This is a genomic window from Staphylococcus sp. FSL W8-1270, from assembly GCF_038007165.1.
Lineage (GTDB): Bacteria > Bacillota > Bacilli > Staphylococcales > Staphylococcaceae > Staphylococcus > Staphylococcus hominis.
Genome location: NZ_JBBOWQ010000001.1, coordinates 1968583 through 1987666, shown reverse-complemented (window position 1 = coordinate 1987666; position 19084 = coordinate 1968583). Strand labels below are relative to the sequence as shown.

Sequence of the window (19084 nt, the reverse complement as noted above, 5' to 3'; positions counted from 1 at the left end):
AAAATAAGAATAATTATAGTGATAAGAGGTAAATAAAAATGGACTTAAGCCAAATCAAAGCAGTTGTGTTCGATTTAGAAGGCACATTATTGGATAGAACTAAGTCTCGAGATAAATTTATAGAAGAACAATATGAACGTTTTCATGATTATTTTGTACATGTACAACTTGCTGACTTTAAACATAAATTTATAGAATTAGATGATGATGAAGATAACGATAAACCTTATGTATATAAGGAGATAATAAAACAATTTCACATCGATAGATTGAAATGGAAAGATTTATTTCATGATTTCGAAATGCATTTCTATCGATATGTATTTCCATACTACGATACATTATACACACTTGAAAAGTTGTCAGAGCATGATTATTTACTCGGTGTAATTGCAAACGGGAAATCAAAGATTAAACAATTTCGGATTTATTCATTAGGAATAGAACACGTGATTAATTATTTATCAACTTCTGAAACAGTAGGTTATCGCAAACCTCACCCACGTATTTTTGAAGATATGATTGATCAACTCGGCGTTTTACCAGAAGAAATTATGTATGTTGGAGATGATGCCTTAAATGATGTTGCTCCTGCACGTGCTATGGGAATGGTAAGCGTTTGGTATAAACAAGAAAATGCTGAATTAGAACCTTTAGAAGAAGAAGTAGATTATATCATTACAACAATAGAAGAGCTCTTAACGATTTTATCCATAAATAAACAAAAAAAAGGAGATAATTAAATGGAATTATTTACAAGAAAAGGTGGATTTACATTAAATTACAATACTATGGGACAAGGATACCCAGTAGTGCTTGTACATACTGCGTTTGAAAATGCTTCAATTTTTCAAAATTTAGCTCATGCACTTTCAAAAACATTTCAAGTCGTATTATTGGATTTACGTGGTCATGGATATTCAGATAAACCACGACATATTAAATTCAATGAATTTGCAGATGATATTATTTTATTATTAGATTATCTCTACATAGATCAAGCGGCTTTTATTGGCCATGAAATGGGTGCTACAATTATTGCGCATTTATCAAAGCAATATCCAGAGTATGTCTCTTCGTTAACAATGATCAATCCGACATCTATTGAAGGAGAGTTACCAGAAGAACGATTGTTTAGAAAATACGCACATAAAATCCGTAACTGGAATGAAGATAAACAAGAGAAGTTTTTAGATAAACATCGCTATTATAAACATCGTAAAGTGAATAAGTTCTTAAAAAATGTCGAAGATACTAATTCAATTTCTACTAAAGAAGAGACAGAAGCAGTAGATGAAGTATTTAAACAAAGAGGAATTGCAGAAGTATTTGAGTACATCACTAAACCCACATTTATAGTTGCAAGTACGTATGGAGAAAGAATAACATCTCTTGAATCTAAAGAAGTAGCAGATTTAATAGGAAATGTACATTTTGAAGTGTATTCGAAGTCAAGCATGTATCCTTTTGAAGAAGAACAAGAGAAGTTTATCCATGATGTGACACCTTTTATAAAAAAACATATGCCTCAACACTAAATAATATTATTTACCAAAATGAATGGATTATAAAAAAGAAATATTTTGTAATGTTTTTGTAATATTTCTGTTATTTTTGTAATGGATAGGGTATACTGTAATTAAGCATAAAAGAAAAAGGAGTGAGTGCTTATGAAAAAGTTAGCAACAGCCCTATTAGTTTCAGGACTAGTAATGACAGGAGTAGGCTATAATCATGCTGAAGCAGCTAGTGGTAATTCGATTCAGACTGTACAACAATTAACTCAAGGTCAAAAAACATTAGAAAATGTGACAATAGGTGAATCAATTAAAAATGTTATTAATCACTATGGCACACCTATTTATTCATATAATCCAAATAATCAAGAAAAATATTATGAATTCCATACAAATAAAGGCGTATTAGTTGTTACTGCCATCGGTAAAAAAAATACTGGTTATGTGACTAGAGTATCAATGACTTATAATCAAGCCAATGGTCCAACTTATCAAAAAGTAGCACAAAGCGTAGGTAAAAGAGCCATTAAACGTGTTCAATATAATAGTGTAAGTGGCAATTTTGCTTATATTCAAAACGGTAAAACAAGCTATCAATTTGGTTCAAGCTCACCTAAAGACAAAGTATTAAAATTATATCGTATTGATATTAATAAATAATGTAATGAAGTAGTTAGTTAAAGTGACGTATAATCCATTTCATTTAAAAGGTAATGAAATATATAGAAGTAGGATAACGAATTCAATCTGGGATTCGTTATCCTACTTCTTTTTATGAAAAGAAATCAATTGAAATCTATGATAAAATGTTGAAATGAATAAATTGAATGTATTTTAAAACTTACATTTGATAAAGGAGCAACATATGCGATCAAACGATAAAGTATTACTTGAAAATGTGAATGATTATTTTACTCATAAAGGCATGCCCCCTAAACTTATCGATGACATTAAAGAAAATATACGTAATGACTTTAAAAAATCTGAAGAAAAAAAGCAAGATTATCTTGATTTTAGAGGGAAATCAACGGCTCAAATTATCCTAATTATTCAACGAAATTTATTTTGTTTACAATTGAATCCTATTATATTTTTTATTATCAATTTTATTTTAATTTCATATTTATATGATAAGCAATACGTTCCATTCCAAGCTGCAACTATATTATCTTTGTTTTATTGTATTGTTATTTTCCCGATTACTATTTTTATTCATATACAAATTGCTCGAAAAAAATATTTATATAGTAATCGCACAGAGATAATCATAGGCTATATGATTGCAATTATTGCTTTAATTCTTATTATTATGCGTGCATTTAATCTCACTATAGGCATTGTTCCTATTACTATGTATAGTCATCAATTTATTTTCTTTATGGGACTTATAATGAGTTTATGCGGGGTTATTTTTAAAAGATTAGAATATACAGCAGTAGGTTTATTATTCTCTCAAAAGACGATTGATGCTGTTATTGTAAATTCAAATGTCGCTCAAACTGTTTCACTTATCATTTGGATTATTATCGTCGTACTAATTGTTACATATACTATACGATTATCATCTAGAAGAAGTATTTAATAAAATATATGATTTTAACTCAACCCTGATTAATAGGGTTGAGTTTTTTTATTTAAATTATATAAAAATTTTTAAATAAAAAAATAATTAATTGTATACATGTTTATAGCGTTAAATATGTTTTAGTGGGTATAGTAAATACTAAGGGAGGTGCCGATATGAAAAAAATTGAAACGTCTAATCAAATAAAGATAGCTTATCAAGATGCAGGTACAGGCATTCCCGTTATTTTAATTCATGGTTTAGATGGTAATTTAGCTGGGTTTTACTCATTAAAAAAAGAGTTGAAAAAACACTATAGAGTCATTGTTTATGATGTGAGAGGTCATGGGAAATCTACACATCCTACGAGTTATAACTTAAATGATCACATTAAAGATTTAATTATGTTAATGCAACAATTAGGTATTAAAAGCGCACATTTATTAGGACATGATATGGGTGGAATTATTGCACAAGCTTTTACCGAAAAATATAAAGAGAAAGTGCGATCTTTAACAATTATATCTTCTAAATCTGAAGATATTGTCCATGGTTTTACAAAATTAATGATTGAGCACCAAGATAAAGTAGCGGGGTTTAATAAATCTGAAGCGTTACTTATATTATTTCCATATATTTACAAAAAAAGTGACGTTGCAATGAAGTGGTTTCAACGTCAACGTTTATATAGTAAACAAGACGATGAAGATAGTGCAGTAGCATCAAGAGCCTTATTAGATACAGAGAATCAATCAAATACAGTCACACATGAAATCAATGTTCCAACTATGATAGTAGAAGGACGTTATGACCCAATTATTATCAATAAAGAGAATCAACAATTTGAAAATCAATTTAAAAATATAAATTATGTTTTATTTAATGACTCAGGGCATGCACCTCATATAGAAGAAGAAGAGAAATTTTTAACATTATATTTAAATTTTGTAGAAAAAAATGATGCATCTCATACTACAAATTTATTGATATAAAATTATAAGCATAGAGTCAAAATTATCTACAATAGAATATCTAAGGAAACAGAACAACCTAAAGGGTGGGGTTCTAGATATAAAAAAATTATTAAACAATGTTTATAAATATTAGAATGAAGTTATTCTACAGAAAACAACATCATATAATATGAATTATGGCTATAAAAGAGGCCCGTAGACGAATGTTATCTACGGGCTATTATTCTAGGTTTTTTAAAGTTCTAGTCTCTTTAGGGTTTACTATTATAATTCTGTTTCTTTATTAGCTTCTTCGATTCGTTTGTTAACTCTATTAAGTAATTCATCAATTTTTGTACGTTGCGTTGCATTTACAAGAATCAATACTGTTCTTTCATCATGCTCATTACGTTTTTTATCGAAGTAATCTTCTTGAGATAAATTTTTCACTGCTTTTACTACTTGAGGTTGCTTGTAGTTTAAGTGATTAATAATATCTTTTAAATAATATTCTTCTTCTTTACTTTGACTAATATAAGTTAAAACAGCAAATTCTTCAAAGCTAATTGAAAATTCTTTTTTAATAATGCTTTTTAATTTATCTGCATAAGTAATCATTGCTAATAATTCAAAGCAGTCATTAATTTTTGAAATAGCCATTTTAAGACCTCCCCAACTAATATTCTTTCTATTTTTTATGCATCCGTTAAATTTATCTATATATAACGTCAACTATTAGTTTAAAAAAGCTATTAATAATTTAGATTAAATAAATTAATTTAATTCTATTTTATTTAGTTAATTATAACTAAATAAAATTAGAAAGTAAACGAAAATGCACTTAATAAAACAATATTTTGATTAATTAATACTTTGTTTATAAAAATAAGCAAATTTTATAAAAGATTTAATTAAGAACAATTATTATGATACTCCATATTATAAAATTAAAGTTTAATATACTAAAATAAAAGATTATTTGGTGCTTTCTAATAAAGATGTAGAAGGATGCGTAATAATTTTATCACCAATATTTAATCCATTGGATACCATAATATACCCACTTTTTTTACTTTTAATATATTTAATGTTTCTTTTTATAATTTTTTTATTATGTATAACTAGAACATAATTTTTATTGTAAATGACTTTATTGGGTAATTCATATTCTGTTGTTCCTAAGTGAAGATTAAAATGGTATCCAATAGGGTAGGAAGGATCTGTAGAAATATCTACGTTATAAAAAGAGGAAGATGTCTCAGTTTTATAAGGAATAGAAGAAATAGATAAAATTTTTCCTTCAAATTGCCTAGTATTTTTAATAGAAACTTGAACAAGTTGATTATTTTTAAGCTGTTTGAGTTGAGATTCATTGATTTTAGCACGAATGATTCGTTCATCACTATTAATTTGCATAATTTCAGTATGAGATTTTGAAGGGAAAGGGTGAAGTACAGTGACTCGACCTTTAATAGGAGCATAAATACGTGTTTGAAGTTGTTGCTGTAAGTTGAGTATATCATTAGATAATTGAACTTGTTGGTTGAAGTTATCGGAGGATATTTTATTTGAGTGTTGTATTGAAGATAAAAGATTCTTTTTTGCAAGAATATGTTTTTCAATGTGTGGATTATAATATTTAAATATGGGTGTATCTTTAGATATCGTTTCGTTATTTTTTACTAGAATATCTGAACTAATACCTAATGAGGGCTCATAATAAAGTGTATAACTTTGTTTAGCTTGCTGAACGCCTTGAAAAGAAAGAGAGTAATGTGGTTTTACAGTCATCGTTTCTATTTTGCTTAAATGAGTAGTTTTAGGAATCTTAGAATAAATATAAAATCCAAACGAAATAATAAGGAGAAGGAGGAGGGTTACCAGTATTGGTAAAGGGGATAAAAACTTTTTCAAATATAATCACCTCTAAACATTAATATGCATTTATTATACAAGTTTAGAGCTAAATACAACATAATTAAATGATGACATCAAAAAAGTCTTCTCAATTATTTCATTAAGAAGACGAAGATTTAGATAAAAGTTTAATTTTATTAGCCATTAAAATAAACGTAATAAAACAATACCAATTGCTATAGCGATTAATCCTATAAATTTACGGAAAGTCATTTCATTTTTAGGTACACCAATGCCAAAGTGATCAATAATGACGCCCATTATCATTTGACCAAGCATTGCGACAATAGTTGTAAGAGCAGCACCTAAATAGGGCATTAATATAATATTAGATGTAACGAATACGACACCTAAAATTCCACCAATAAAATAGAGCGGTTTAATACGACCGAAATGATGTTGTGATAGTTTAATTTTTAAACTTCTATTAAATATGATTGTTAGAATAAATAACGCAATAGTTCCAACAGTAAAAGAAACTAGTGCAGCGAATAAAGAAGAATGCATTTGCTTTGAAAGTCCGCTATTGATTGTAGTTTGTAGTGGAGGCGCAAATCCGAAAATAAAGCCAATGAACAACCAAATATAAAGTGAGATATTTCTTTTATCTTTAAGTTTATTTTTAGGTATATGATTCATAAGAAGAATTCCGAATAATAAAACAATAATTCCCACACCTTTTAAAAAAGTAAAAGATGTTTGATTGGCTCCAAGTAATCCCAATGTATCAATAATAACACCCATTATGATTTGACCAGCAACTGTCATCACAACCGTAAGTGCTGCACCTAATCTTGGAAGAAGTAATAAGTTACCTGTTAAGAAACATACACCAAGCAAGCCACCAACCCACCAATGATAATCAATAGAGTGACCAGCATAAAATGAGCTTGAGAACATTTGGATATTAAAAATGATATTAAGTATTAATAAAAATAGAGTGCCTACAAAAAAAGAAATCGTAGAGGCATAAAAAGATGATTCTGTAAATCGACCTAATCTAGAATTAATCGATGTTTGAATAGGCACCATCATACCAGCAATAATTCCAAGTACAAATAGAAAAAGCAAACTTAATTCCTCCATTATTTTTACTATCAAATATGATTATTATACGTAAATTTATAAAAAAATTCTATACTAAAAAAGAGAACGGATAGAATTCTGTTAGAACTCTTCATCCATTCTCAATCTACTGTTTAGAAGACGTGAAGTAAAATTTGATATTGTAACTTACGTCTACTATGTCAATTAATTTAATTCAAATAAAACAGTTGTTGTTTTATCTACAATCTGAGCTGAAGCGACTTTACTTGGAGCGCCACTGGTAAATCTTAAAACATCTAACTTAATGATATTTTCCATTGCTGATTGTACATTAGCTTCTGTTATTGTTGCTGAAATTTGTGGTAATTGTAACTTAGCTGTTTTGTTTAGATTTGTCTTAAATATAAGTTCTAACGTTTTTGACATTGTTCATACCTCCTTTTTAATAAAATCATTCATTAAACTAATCCTTGAGTTTTTACAACTTCAACTTTATCGAAAGATTCTTCAATCAAATTTGAAATTGTTGTTACAAATGATTTGATGTCTGCTTCAGAAGCACGTGTATTAATGTTATTAAATCGACGTTTAATTTCTTTAGCTTTTCCATTTGTATCATGTGTAACGTGAGTACAAATAACAGATAACTGAGTAATTTCGTTCATCTTACTTTCACCTCCTTACACTTTATATATCGAAAATATTTTTAAAAAAAGTAACTTGAAGTCAAAAATAATTGAGCGAAATATTTTAATGTTACTAAAATATGATATATCATTAAATAAGAAACTTTTTTGAGGTGGATAAATGAATTATGTAGAACCTATTAAGAAAAAGAATGATATTAAGAAGATGTATCACGTGTTACAAATGAAATCAGACAGAGATTATCTTTTATTTAAACTGGCTATACATACAGGTATGCGACTTACTGACTTATTACATCTTAAAGTTGAAGATATAAAGAATAAAGAAAATAAAGAAATAAAGACAGCTTGGATTCAACAAAGTGCCCCATTTATCAAAATTATGCTTCCTTCTGATTTAAGAAATGAAATTGATACATATATCTATGAAAATCAGTTGAAAGATGATCATCTTTTATTTCAGTCTCTTCGTACACATAAAGAACTTTCACGTCAGCAAGCTTATCGAATTATTCACCACGCAGCTAAAGAATTAGGCCTTTTACATATTGGTTTAACTACTCTACGTAAAACTTTTGCATATCATGCTTATAAATCGGGTATTTCTATTGCGATTATTCAAAAATATTTAGGACACCAGACTACGCATGAAACTTTGAAATTTATTGGTTTGTCACCTAAAGAAGATCATCATACAATTATTGCTTTGAATTTATAAAAAGGAGGGTTTTGATGAGTTTAATTTATTTACTAGGGGCACTTTTACTAATCATAGGTATGGTTCTAATCACTTTATTTATTAGACCTCTAAGACGCTATGCGGGATATATTTCCCTATTTGCTCCAGTAATTGCTTCTGTTTATTTCTTATCTCAAATTCCTAGTGTACTTCATCAGAAAGTGATTTCTTTTAAACTAGCTTGGATGCCAGCTATCGATTTGAATTTAGATTTAAGACTAGATGGACTTGGATTAATGTTTGCTTTAATTATTTCTATTATAGGGATAGCTGTTTTCTTTTACGCTACTCAATATTTAACGCCTAATGGTGATAACTTACCTAGATTTTTCATATACTTACTTTTATTTATGTTTAGTATGTTAGGTATAGTAATATCTAATAATACCATTCTTATGTATATCTTCTGGGAACTCACAAGTGTTTCATCTTTCTTACTTATTTCGTATTGGTATAGTAATGCAAATAGTCAGCTAGGTGCAATACAGTCATTTATGATTACGGTATTTGGCGGCTTAGCATTATTAACAGGTTTTATTATGTTGTACATAATGACAGGTACGAATACAATTACTGAAATTTTATCGCAAAGTCATCATATTAGTGAGCAACCTTTATTTATTCCAATGATCATTATGATGCTTATTGGAGCTTTCACAAAATCAGCTCAATTTCCATTTCATATTTGGTTACCTAAAGCTATGGCTGCGCCAACCCCTGTAAGTGCCTATCTACATTCAGCAACAATGGTTAAAGCAGGTATATTTTTACTATTTAGATTCACACCTGTATTAGGCTTAAGTAATAGTTATATTTATATTGTTACTTTTGTAGGATTAATCACAATGATGTTTGGATCTCTTACAGCTTTAAGACAATATGATTTGAAAGGAATTCTTGCCTATTCTACAGTTAGTCAACTTGGGATGATTATGACAATGGTTGGTTTAGGTGGAGGTATTGCGCAGCATCCAAGTGGACCAATGGCTAAAATTTACACATTAGTTTTATTTGCAGGGTTGTTCCATGTCATGAATCATGCGTTATTTAAATGTACGTTATTTATGGGCGTAGGTATTATTGATCATGAAGCGGGCACAAGAGATATTAAAAAATTAAATGGTATGAGAAAATTCTTTCCTAAAATGCACGTGAGTATGACGCTTGCAGCATTATCAATGGCGGGAGTACCATTTTTAAATGGTTTTTTAAGTAAAGAAATGTTTTTTGATTCTTTAGTTAAATCTATTGAATTAGAGCAATTTAGTTTAACTTTAACCATCATAATTGTGGCATTAGGCGTGATTGCAAGTATATTCACTTTTGTCTATGCAGTTTACATGCTAAAAGAAACATATTGGGGAGAATTTAATGAAAAAGAAGTTCCTAAAAAGCATATTCATGAGCCGTGGTTGTTCAGTTTACCAGCAATGATCTTTGCTGTGATGCTACCTGTTATCTTCTTTATCCCAAATACCTTTACGCATCCGATTGTTTTACCTGCATTAAGAAATGTCACAAACTTAGGTATCCAAGTTGATAAGATGGCACCACATGTATCCCAGTGGCATGGTATTAATTTACCGCTTATTTTTAGTATCATTGTTATTATTTTAGGAATTATTTTAGCAACAAAAGTAAATTGGAAAGTGTTAACGCACCGCTTAATCAAAACAGCATCGATTACAAATTCCTATCGTAAAGCTTATAGCATATTTGAACATTATGCTGGTTGTAGTATTCGTGGTGTAATGACGAACCGATTAAATTACTACAATGTGATTACGCTTTTAGTGTTTTCACTATTTGTAGCGTATGGCTTTTTAAGAGTAGGATTTCCTAAACTACATCTAATGCATGTTACTGACTTTGGGCCTTTAGAAGTGCTGCTTGCGATTTCAATCAGTGTTGTTGGTATAGCACTTGTCTTTATAAGACAACGTTTAACGATGGTAATATTAAATGGAATTATTGGCTATTCAGTTGCATTATTTTATTTAATCATGAGGGCACCTGATTTAGCTTTAACACAACTTGTAGTAGAGACGATGACTACAATATTATTCATTGTTAGTTTTTCACGCTTACCAAATATTTCTCGTAAGAAAGCAGATAAGAAAAAAGAAATGATGAAAATTGTTGTAGCATTCATTTTTGCAGGCGCAGTGGTAACACTTGTATTTATGGCACAACAAGGTGATGGTTTAGAAACTATTTCTAAATATTATATGAATGCAAAAGAACTCACAGGTGGTAAAAATATTGTGAATGCCATTTTAGGTGATTTTAGAGCACTTGATACTATGTTTGAAGGCTTGGTATTAATTATTGCTGGTTTAGGTATTTATACATTATTAAATTACAAAGATCGGAGGGGTCAAGATGAAAGAAAATGACGTAGTCTTAAAAACAGTAACTAAAATTGTTGTATTCATTTTACTTACTTTTGGTTTCTACATTTATTTAGCGGGTCATAATAATCCAGGAGGAGGATTTATTGGTGGTCTCGTCTTTAGCTCAGCTTTTATCTTGATGTTTTTAGCTTTCGACGTAAAAAAAGTATTGGATAGTTTACCTATCGACTTTAGAAAATTAATGATTATTGGAGCGCTTATTTCTTTAATCACAGCTATTGCGCCTACCTTTTTTGGCAAATCATTTTTATATCAAAGTGAATTTACACTTCATTTACCAATATTTAATGAAATGCATATTACTACAGTGACGATTTTCGAATTAGGCATAGTACTTTCAGTAGTGGGTGTGATTGTCACAATTATGTTGGCATTGAGTGGAGGTAAATCATGAATCTTATTTTATTACTAATTATAGGATTTCTCGTATTCTTAGCGACATACATGATATTATCTTTAAATTTAATTCGTATTATTGTAGGGATTTCGATTTATACGCATGCGGGTAATTTGATTATTATGAGTATGGGTCACTATAGTGACCACGTAACAGAACCGCTTATTCGTGGTTCAAATACCAACTATGTCGATCCATTATTGCAAGCACTTGTTTTAACTGCAATTGTTATTGGATTTGGTATGACAGCTTTCTTACTTGTATTAGTTTATCGAACATATCGTGTTACAAAAGAATCAGAAATTGATGTGCTTAGGGAGGATGAAGATGATGAACAGTAACTTATTAATCCTTCCGATTCTCTTACCACTTCTTTGTGCATTATTACTTGTATTTACGAAGAATAAAAATAGAGTTTCGAAGATTTTATATATTGGAACAATGACGGTTAATACGCTTATTTCGCTAGCTTTATTGATTTATGTGATGAATCATAAACCAATCACTTTAGATTTTGGTGGTTGGAAAGCACCTTTTGGTATTCAATTTTTAGGTGATACTTTAAGTTTACTCATGGTAACAGTCGCTTCTTTTGTAGTGACTTTAATTATGGCGTATGGATTTGGATCTGCTGAAAAACGTGTGAATCGCTATTATTTACCAACATTTATTTTATTTTTAACTACCGGTGTGATTGGTGCTTTTTTAACTTCTGATTTATTTAACCTCTATGTGATGTTCGAAATTATGTTACTTGCATCATTTGTGCTTGTAACATTAGGACAATCAATAGAACAATTAAGAGCAGCCATTGTCTATGTTGTTTTAAATATTATTGGGTCTTGGTTATTTTTATTAGGTATTGGCTTACTTTACAAATTAGTAGGAACATTAAACTTTTCTCAAGTTGCCTTACGCTTAGATGATATTCACAATAATGAAATGGTGGTTGTCATTGCAATTGTATTTATGATTGCATTTGGTTCAAAAGCATCGTTAGTGTTATTTATGTGGTTACCTAAAGCTTATGCAGTATTAAATACTGAGCTCGCAGCTTTATTTGCAGCTTTAATGACGAAAGTGGGAGCATATGCTTTAATTCGTTTCTTCACTTTATTATTTGATCAACATCCAAATATTACACACCCAATACTTGTATTTATGTCTTGTATTACAATGATTATTGGTGCTTTTGGAGTCATTGCATTTAAAGACATAAAGAAAATTGCAGCATATCAAGTTATTTTATCAATTGGTTTTATTATTTTAGGCTTAGGATCAAATACATTTGCTGGAATTCATGGTGCTATTTTTTATCTAACAAACGATATTGTAGTAAAAACATTATTATTCTTTATTATTGGTAGTTTAGTTTATATGTCTGGTTATAGAGAATATAAGTATTTATATGGTTTGGCAAAGAGAGAGCCTTTCTTTGGCGTAGCATTTATCGTTATGATTTTCGCGATTGGCGGGGTTCCTCCATTTAGTGGATTCCCTGGTAAAGTGCTTATTTTCCAAGGTGCGGTTCAAAATGGTAATTATATCGGATTAGCACTCATGATTTTAACAAGTCTTTTAGCAATGTATAGTCTATTTAGAATACTATTTATCATGTACTTTGGAGATGCAGATGGCGAGCAAGTTGATTACAACCCATTACCTGCTCATCGAAAAGGTATGATTGGCATACTAACTGTAGTTGTACTAGTTATGGGTCTTGCGGCACCAATTGTTATGAATGTTACTAAAAATGCAACAGAGTTAAATACAAATGATGCTTACTTCCATCACTTAGTTAATCCGCATTTAAAGGAGGAGAATAAATGAGACAAATTGTATTGAATATCTTAATTGCTTTTCTATGGGTACTCTTTCAAGACCAAGGTTCTTTTTTATTCTCTACCTTTGTATCTGGCTATCTTATAGGATTAATTATCATTTATATACTGCATCGATTCTTTGGTCAAGAATATTATTTAGTAAAAATATGGATAGCTATTAAGTTTTTAGGTATATATTTGTATCAGTTAATTACTTCAAGTCTTAGTATCATTAAATATATTTTATTTAAAACAAAAGATATGAATCCTGGTCTTCTCACATATGAAACAGAGTTAAAAAGTGATTGGGCCATTACATTTTTAACCATTTTAATTATTATTACGCCTGGATCGACAGTGATTAGAATTTCAAAATTAACCAATAAATTTTTTATTCATAGTATAGACATTTCTGAAAATGAAAAAGCTAATTTGTTAAAAAGTATTAAACAATATGAACGTTTAATTATGGAGGTGTCACGATGATCCAAGCGATGACTAACTTTTTTAGTACAGGAGCTTTAATATTATTTGGTATTGCATTTATTATTGGATTGTTTCGTTTGATTAAAGGTCCTACAACAGCAGACAGAGTTGTAGCATTTGATGCAGCCAGTGCCGTCATTATGTGCATTGTTGGGGTGGTTAGCGTGATTTATGATACTGATGCGTACTTAGATTCAATTATGTTGATTGCGATCATTTCATTTGTAAGCTCTGTATCTATTTCTAGATTTATTGGAGGAGGTCGGGTATTCAATGGAACTCATAAAAAGCGTCACTGAGTTGATTGCGTCTATCCTTATTTTTCTAGGAAGTATTATTGCAGTGATTAGTGCAATAGGCATTGTAAAATTTCAAGATGTTTTTTTACGTAGTCATGCTTCCACGAAAAGTTCAACGCTTTCTGTATTACTTACTTTAATCGGGGCATTAATATACTTTACAACGGTGCAAGGTTTCTTTAGTGTTCGTTTGTTATTATCCATTGTCTTTATTAATTTAACATCTCCTGTTGGTATGCACCTTGTTGCTAGAGCAGCTTATCGAACTGGAGCATACATGTATAGAAAAGATGATGCACCAAGACAATCTTCCATTTTATTAAGTTCAAAAGAATTTAATACAACAGATGAGTTAAAAAGTCGTGCTAAAAAAAGAGAAGAACAACGAGAAAAACTGTATTATGATATTAAAAAACATAGAGCTGAAGAAAGAAAACAACATGGTGATAAAAATATTGAAGATTTAGAAGAATAATTGCATATCTTAATAATTTTTAAGTGAATTATTTTGAAAGTGCAAGTTAGTTAATCTGAATATATTTTAATGATAAAATTGATATTAAATTGAGAGCATAAGAACGGTAGATAATAACTACATACGTTTAGAATAAATAAGATGATAATGTATCTTATATCTCAAATTAAATATGAAATAATGGGGTGAAAGTTTGGAAATATTTGAAACGATTCTCATATTTCTAGCTGTTGTTATTGTAAGCTCCTTTGTTCATACTTTTATTCCTAAAGTACCTCTTGCATTTATTCAAATCATATTAGGAATGATCCTCTTTATATTGCCTGTACCAGTTGAATTCAATTTTGATTCTGAACTCTTTATGCTAGCTACCATTGCACCTTTATTATTTGTTGAAGGTGTTAATGTATCTAGGGTACATTTACGAAGATATATTAAACCTGTCATGTTAATGGCATTAGGCTTAGTAATTACTACCGTCATAGGTGTAGGGTTATTTATTCACTTAGTATGGCCAGATTTACCAATTGGTGCAGCGTTTGCGATTGCCGCAATTCTCTGTCCTACCGATGCTCCGGCAGTGCAAGCTATTACTCAAGGTAAAGTATTACCAAAAGGTGCAATGACGATTTTAGAAGGTGAGTCTTTATTAAATGATGCTGCAGGTATCATTTCATTTAAAATAGCAGTAGGGGTACTTGTTACTGGCGCTTTCTCATTATTTGAAGCGATTCAACAATTCTTAATTGCTTCAATCGGAGGGGCCATTGTAGGATTGTTAATCGGTATATTACTTGTTCGATTCCGTCTAACATTAACACGACGTGGTATTGAAAATATTAATATGTTTGTATTTCTTCAATTGTTAACACCATTTGTAACCTATCTTGTGGCAGAACTATTCCATGCTTCAGGTATTATTGCTGCTGTAGTGGCTGGACTTGTTCATGGTTTTGAACGTGACCGTATTGCTCAAACACGTACACGCCTTCAACTAAGTTATAACCATACGTGGAATATTTTAGGCTATGCGTTAAATGGTTTTGTATTCTCAATACTTGGCTTCTTAGTGCCGGAAGTCATTGTAAAAATTATTAAAAGTGAACCACATAACTTACTTTTCTTAATAGGAATTACTTTATTAGTAGCATTGGCTGTATATGTATTTAGATTTATTTGGGTTTATGTACTATATCCTTTATTTTATCTATCAGTCAGTCCATTCCAAAAATTAATGAATGATGATGGAACAAATACGAAAGAGAAACCCCCTAAACGAAGTATGTATGCGTTAATTATGACTTTTTGTGGTGTTCATGGAACAATTTCACTCGCAATCGCATTAACGTTACCTTACTATTTAGAAAATCATGAGTCATTTAAGTATCGTAATGACTTACTCTTTATTTCTTCAGGTATGGTTATCTTAAGCTTAGTGATTGCACAAATCATTTTACCTTTTGTTACGAAAAATGCACCTCAACCTAAAATAGGAAGTATGAATTTTAAAGAAGCAAGAATTTATATTTTAGAACACGTGATTGATTATTTAAACAAACGTTCCTCATTTGAAACAAGCTATCGATATGGAAATGTTATTAAAGAATATCATGATAAATTAACTTTCCTAAAATCAGTAGAAAAAGATGACGAGAATTCAAAAGAGCTGGAACGTTTACAACGAATTGCTTTTAACGTAGAAACAAAAACGCTTGAAAAATTAGCAGATGAAGGCGAAATTACGGAAAGCATGTTAGAAAACTATATGCGATTTGCTGAACGTACACAAGTTTATAGACAAGCTTCACTCAGTCGTCGTATTATTGTTGGAATTAGAGGATTACTTTTGAAACGTCATATTCGTACACGTACAAATGCAGCTTCATCATTAAGTGTTACTGAAAACTTAATGGAACTTTCTAAAATCAATAAAAGAGTCCATTATAATGTTGTAAGCCGACTTGTTAAAGAGGCAAATGAAGATAATAAATTAGAAGTGGGTATGATATGTGATGGATATTTAATGAGAATAGACAACTTATCACCATCTAACTTCTTTAACACACGTTCTGAAGATTCAATTACTAAAATTAAGTTGAATGCTTTAAGAGAGCAACGTCGTATTTTAACTGAACTTATTAGTGATGAAGAGATTACAGAAGCGACAGCTTTAAAATTACGTGAGGCAATTAACTATGATGAAATGGTTATTGTAGACAGTTTAACTGATTAATTTAATAATAATTAATACTAAACCTAAGACACCTCGCTATGTCTTAGGTTTTTTTTAGTATAAATGGAAGGTTTAAAATTGAAATTTAAGATGTATTCCTCTTATTGTAAGATGATAGAAGACAACCACATTACTCAACCATTCGTGATACAATAAGATGAAACTGTTTATGAGGTGAAATCATGTTAACTGAAGAAAAAGAGGATTATCTCAAAGCAATTCTAACTAATGGTGGTGATAGCGCTTTTGTTTCAAATAAAATACTATCTCAATATTTAGATATAAAACCACCTTCTGTAAGTGAGATGGTAAATCGTTTAGAAAAAGCTGGATTTGTTGAAACTAAACATTATAAAGGGGTAAAACTCTCTGAAGAAGGTCTCTCTCATACACTCGATATTATAAAAAGACATCGTTTATTAGAACAATTTTTAATTGAAGTGTTAAATTATAATTGGGAAGAAGTACATCAAGAAGCGGAAATTTTAGAGCATAAAATTTCTGACTTATTTTTAGAAAGGATAGATAAACTGTTAAATTATCCTGAAACTTGTCCGCATGGAGGAGTTATTCCAAGAAATTATATTTATAAAGAAAAGTATAATGACTCATTACTTGAATATGATGAAGGAGACATAGTAAACATTAAACGTGTTCGCGATAGAACGGATTTACTTGTTTATCTATCCAGTAAGCATATTTCAATTGGAGATAACATTGAAATAGTATCTAAAGATAAAACCAATAAAGTCATGATTATAAATAATAATACAACTATGACGATTCTTAGTTATGATAATGCAATGAATATATTTGTAGAGAAAAATTAAACAAACCGTCATCTATTCAACTTGAATATGATGAGCCGTTTTTAAATCATAAATTTGTATATTAAATATAAAGAGAAACCGTTAATCATAATCCAAAATAGACTATAAAATAATGTTGGTAAATGTGTCAATTCAGCTAAAGTATTACCATCCCAATGTGTTTTTACTCTTTGGAAAGTCAATAATATAATTGTCCAACTAGATTGCAAAACTTCTCCTAATAGGACACCTAAGATAAGATGGCATAGGAGGACTACGATATAAAAAATCATAAATTGATTATTGTCTTGCAATAAAAAATACAATAATGAAATTAAAATGATTAAAACGATAATGGGAGACAATTTTCGAGATGTTAAAATAAGGTAATACATAAATATCAAACTATATAAGATTAAAAATAAGCTTGGATAGTTAAAATGAATGGTCCAAAAACCTATCATTAACATGATTGGTGGCATGACATATCCACCTAATGTCGTAATACATTGTCCAGTAACTGATTTAGATTGTGTTATTGCATAGCCTTGTTGTAACGTTTCTTTACGTTCACTAGGGCGTACAACAATGACAAGATCTTTAGCATGCCCCCCACTTAACTTATTAAATAGAATGTGACCCATTTCATGAGTCAGTACTGGAATATAATTTAAGTAAATATCTAAATATTGACTAAAAGAACAATGTCGATTTTGATGAATAATTATATAAGATATTGCTATAATAATGACTAAATAAATATTTAAGATAATAGTCGTAGTTAAAAATTGTTGCAAATAATCCATAATCAACCTCACGTTAATAGTATGACTTCTATTATAAATCATTAAGATAAACTGGACCTTTAGACTTTAGACGTATTTTTGAATACAATGACAAAAATAATATATGATGAATAAGTTGAGGTTATTATAAATTCATTACAACATATAAAGAGGGTAAGAAAGCAGGGAGTTAACGTAAATGTATAGTTCAAAAAAGAAAAAAAACGATAAAGTAGATATATTAGGCGTACAATTCGATAATGTGACAATGTTGGATATGGTTGAAAATATTAAACATTTTTTTGAAAATAATACAAATGATAACTTGTTTATTGTAACTGCTAATCCTGAAATCGTAGTGTATGCTTCTGAACATGTAACCTATAGAAAGCTTATAAATAGTGCAAGTTATATCATTGCGGATGGTACAGGTGTAGTTAAAGCTTCTAATAGATTAAAACAACCATTAAAGCGACGTGTACCAGGTATTGAACTTATGGAAGAATGTATTAAAGTTGCACACGAGCAAAGTCAAAAGGTATATTTGTTAGGATCAAAAAATGAAATTGTTGCGCAAGCACAACACAAATTACAACAGAAATATCCTAATGTTACTTTTGAGTATCATCATGGGTATATTGACCTGTCAGATGAAACTGTAGTGAAAAGAATTCAACGTTTCAATCCTGACTATTTATTTGTTGGAATGGGTGTTCCAAAACAAGAAGAATGGATTCAAAAAAATGAAAGTAATTTTAAGCATACAGTAATGATGGGCGTAGGTGGCTCATTAGAAGTGTTTAGTGGTACTAAAAAAAGAGCGCCTCGTCTTTTTAGAAATTTAAATATGGAATGGGTCTACCGATTACTTATTGATTGGAAGCGAATAGGTCGTATAAAAAGTATTCCTAAATTTATGTTTAAAGTTTGGAAATTGCAGAATAAGAAGAAAAAATAAAAGAGGATGAGACTTAAGCCT

At 29.8% G+C, this 19084-nt stretch carries 22 protein-coding genes; 16 read left to right on the top strand and 6 right to left on the bottom strand.

Annotation, left to right across the window (positions count from 1 at the left end):
- Positions 1-38 precede the first annotated feature (38 nt).
- The 5 genes from NSU06_RS09900 to NSU06_RS09880 all read left to right on the top strand — a co-directional run bounded on the left by NSU06_RS09900 (position 39) and on the right by NSU06_RS09880 (position 4073).
- The gene (locus NSU06_RS09900; protein ID WP_017176034.1) at positions 39-743 is read left to right on the top strand and encodes an HAD family hydrolase; all 705 of its coding nucleotides are present in this window, start codon (positions 39-41) and stop codon (positions 741-743) included.
- Positions 744-1538 carry an alpha/beta fold hydrolase gene (locus tag NSU06_RS09895; protein ID WP_048682336.1) on the top strand — a complete coding sequence of 265 codons (795 nt, stop codon included), beginning with the start codon at positions 744-746 and terminating at the stop codon, positions 1536-1538.
- A gap of 132 nt (positions 1539-1670) precedes the next feature.
- The gene (locus tag NSU06_RS09890; RefSeq protein WP_017176032.1) at positions 1671-2177 is read left to right on the top strand and encodes an SA0570 family protein; all 507 of its coding nucleotides are present in this window, start codon (positions 1671-1673) and stop codon (positions 2175-2177) included.
- Between the two features lie 205 nt (positions 2178-2382).
- Entirely contained in the window at positions 2383-3099 is a 717-nt protein-coding gene (locus NSU06_RS09885) for a hypothetical protein (protein ID WP_340779916.1), read from the top strand.
- 158 nt (positions 3100-3257) lie between these two features.
- Positions 3258-4073, top strand: coding sequence for an alpha/beta fold hydrolase (locus NSU06_RS09880; protein ID WP_017176030.1), 816 nt, complete (start codon positions 3258-3260; stop codon positions 4071-4073).
- 246 nt (positions 4074-4319) lie between these two features.
- Here the strand turns inward: NSU06_RS09880 and sarA are convergent, their stop codons facing one another.
- The 5 genes from sarA to sroA all read right to left on the bottom strand — a co-directional run bounded on the left by sarA (position 4320) and on the right by sroA (position 7663).
- A complete protein-coding gene (gene sarA, locus NSU06_RS09875) occupies positions 4320-4694 on the bottom strand; it encodes a global transcriptional regulator SarA (RefSeq protein ID WP_002448898.1) in 375 nt (124 codons plus the stop codon).
- Between the two features lie 315 nt (positions 4695-5009).
- Positions 5010-5948, bottom strand: coding sequence for an HlyD family efflux transporter periplasmic adaptor subunit (locus NSU06_RS09870; protein ID WP_061815593.1), 939 nt, complete (start codon positions 5946-5948; stop codon positions 5010-5012).
- 147 nt (positions 5949-6095) lie between these two features.
- Positions 6096-7022, bottom strand: a complete 927-nt coding sequence (locus NSU06_RS09865) for a DMT family transporter (protein ID WP_049379660.1) — start codon at positions 7020-7022, stop codon at positions 6096-6098.
- A gap of 180 nt (positions 7023-7202) precedes the next feature.
- On the bottom strand, positions 7203-7424 hold the full coding sequence (locus tag NSU06_RS09860; protein ID WP_017176027.1) for a DUF2922 domain-containing protein: 222 nt from the start codon (positions 7422-7424) through the stop codon (positions 7203-7205).
- 32 nt (positions 7425-7456) lie between these two features.
- Complete coding sequence (gene sroA, locus NSU06_RS09855) at positions 7457-7663, bottom strand: sigS mRNA-stabilizing protein SroA (protein ID WP_002448893.1); 207 nt, start codon at positions 7661-7663, stop codon at positions 7457-7459.
- 142 nt (positions 7664-7805) lie between these two features.
- Between sroA and NSU06_RS09850 the strand changes: the two genes are divergently transcribed.
- From NSU06_RS09850 to NSU06_RS09805, 10 genes are all read left to right on the top strand, one after another.
- The gene (locus tag NSU06_RS09850) at positions 7806-8363 is read left to right on the top strand and encodes a tyrosine-type recombinase/integrase (RefSeq protein ID WP_048683106.1); all 558 of its coding nucleotides are present in this window, start codon (positions 7806-7808) and stop codon (positions 8361-8363) included.
- Between the two features lie 14 nt (positions 8364-8377).
- Positions 8378-10780, top strand: coding sequence for a DUF4040 family protein (locus NSU06_RS09845; protein WP_049379659.1), 2403 nt, complete (start codon positions 8378-8380; stop codon positions 10778-10780).
- On the top strand, positions 10767-11192 hold the full coding sequence (gene mnhB2 / locus NSU06_RS09840; RefSeq protein ID WP_002455676.1) for a Na+/H+ antiporter Mnh2 subunit B: 426 nt from the start codon (positions 10767-10769) through the stop codon (positions 11190-11192). Before NSU06_RS09845 ends, mnhB2 begins: the two co-directional genes overlap by 14 nt.
- Positions 11189-11536 (top strand): Na+/H+ antiporter Mnh2 subunit C, encoded by a 348-nt coding sequence (gene mnhC2 / locus NSU06_RS09835; protein ID WP_002448875.1) that lies wholly within the window; start codon positions 11189-11191, stop codon positions 11534-11536. Before mnhB2 ends, mnhC2 begins: the two co-directional genes overlap by 4 nt.
- Positions 11526-13025, top strand: a complete 1500-nt coding sequence (mnhD2, locus tag NSU06_RS09830; protein ID WP_049434595.1) for a Na+/H+ antiporter Mnh2 subunit D — start codon at positions 11526-11528, stop codon at positions 13023-13025. Before mnhC2 ends, mnhD2 begins: the two co-directional genes overlap by 11 nt.
- Positions 13022-13504, top strand: coding sequence for a Na+/H+ antiporter Mnh2 subunit E (gene mnhE2 / locus NSU06_RS09825; RefSeq protein WP_019834898.1), 483 nt, complete (start codon positions 13022-13024; stop codon positions 13502-13504). Before mnhD2 ends, mnhE2 begins: the two co-directional genes overlap by 4 nt.
- Positions 13501-13803, top strand: a complete 303-nt coding sequence (mnhF2, locus tag NSU06_RS09820; protein ID WP_017176022.1) for a Na+/H+ antiporter Mnh2 subunit F — start codon at positions 13501-13503, stop codon at positions 13801-13803. The genes mnhE2 and mnhF2 overlap by 4 nt, the downstream gene beginning before the upstream one ends.
- A complete protein-coding gene (locus tag NSU06_RS09815) occupies positions 13778-14278 on the top strand; it encodes a Na+/H+ antiporter subunit G (RefSeq protein ID WP_019834899.1) in 501 nt (166 codons plus the stop codon). Before mnhF2 ends, NSU06_RS09815 begins: the two co-directional genes overlap by 26 nt.
- Before the next feature lie 193 nt (positions 14279-14471).
- Positions 14472-16511 carry a cation:proton antiporter gene (locus tag NSU06_RS09810; protein ID WP_017176020.1) on the top strand — a complete coding sequence of 680 codons (2040 nt, stop codon included), beginning with the start codon at positions 14472-14474 and terminating at the stop codon, positions 16509-16511.
- A 182-nt stretch (positions 16512-16693) separates the two neighbouring features.
- Positions 16694-17341 (top strand): metal-dependent transcriptional regulator, encoded by a 648-nt coding sequence (locus NSU06_RS09805; RefSeq protein WP_017176019.1) that lies wholly within the window; start codon positions 16694-16696, stop codon positions 17339-17341.
- Positions 17342-17382: 41 nt separating this feature from the next.
- Here NSU06_RS09805 and NSU06_RS09800 read toward each other — a convergent pair whose 3' ends face one another.
- The gene (locus tag NSU06_RS09800) at positions 17383-18126 is read right to left on the bottom strand and encodes a M50 family metallopeptidase (protein ID WP_061815595.1); all 744 of its coding nucleotides are present in this window, start codon (positions 18124-18126) and stop codon (positions 17383-17385) included.
- A gap of 178 nt (positions 18127-18304) precedes the next feature.
- Here NSU06_RS09800 and tarA point away from each other — a divergent pair, with 178 nt between their 5' ends.
- On the top strand, positions 18305-19063 hold the full coding sequence (gene tarA, locus NSU06_RS09795) for an N-acetylglucosaminyldiphosphoundecaprenol N-acetyl-beta-D-mannosaminyltransferase TarA (RefSeq protein ID WP_002455672.1): 759 nt from the start codon (positions 18305-18307) through the stop codon (positions 19061-19063).
- The last annotated feature ends 21 nt before the right edge of the window (positions 19064-19084 follow it).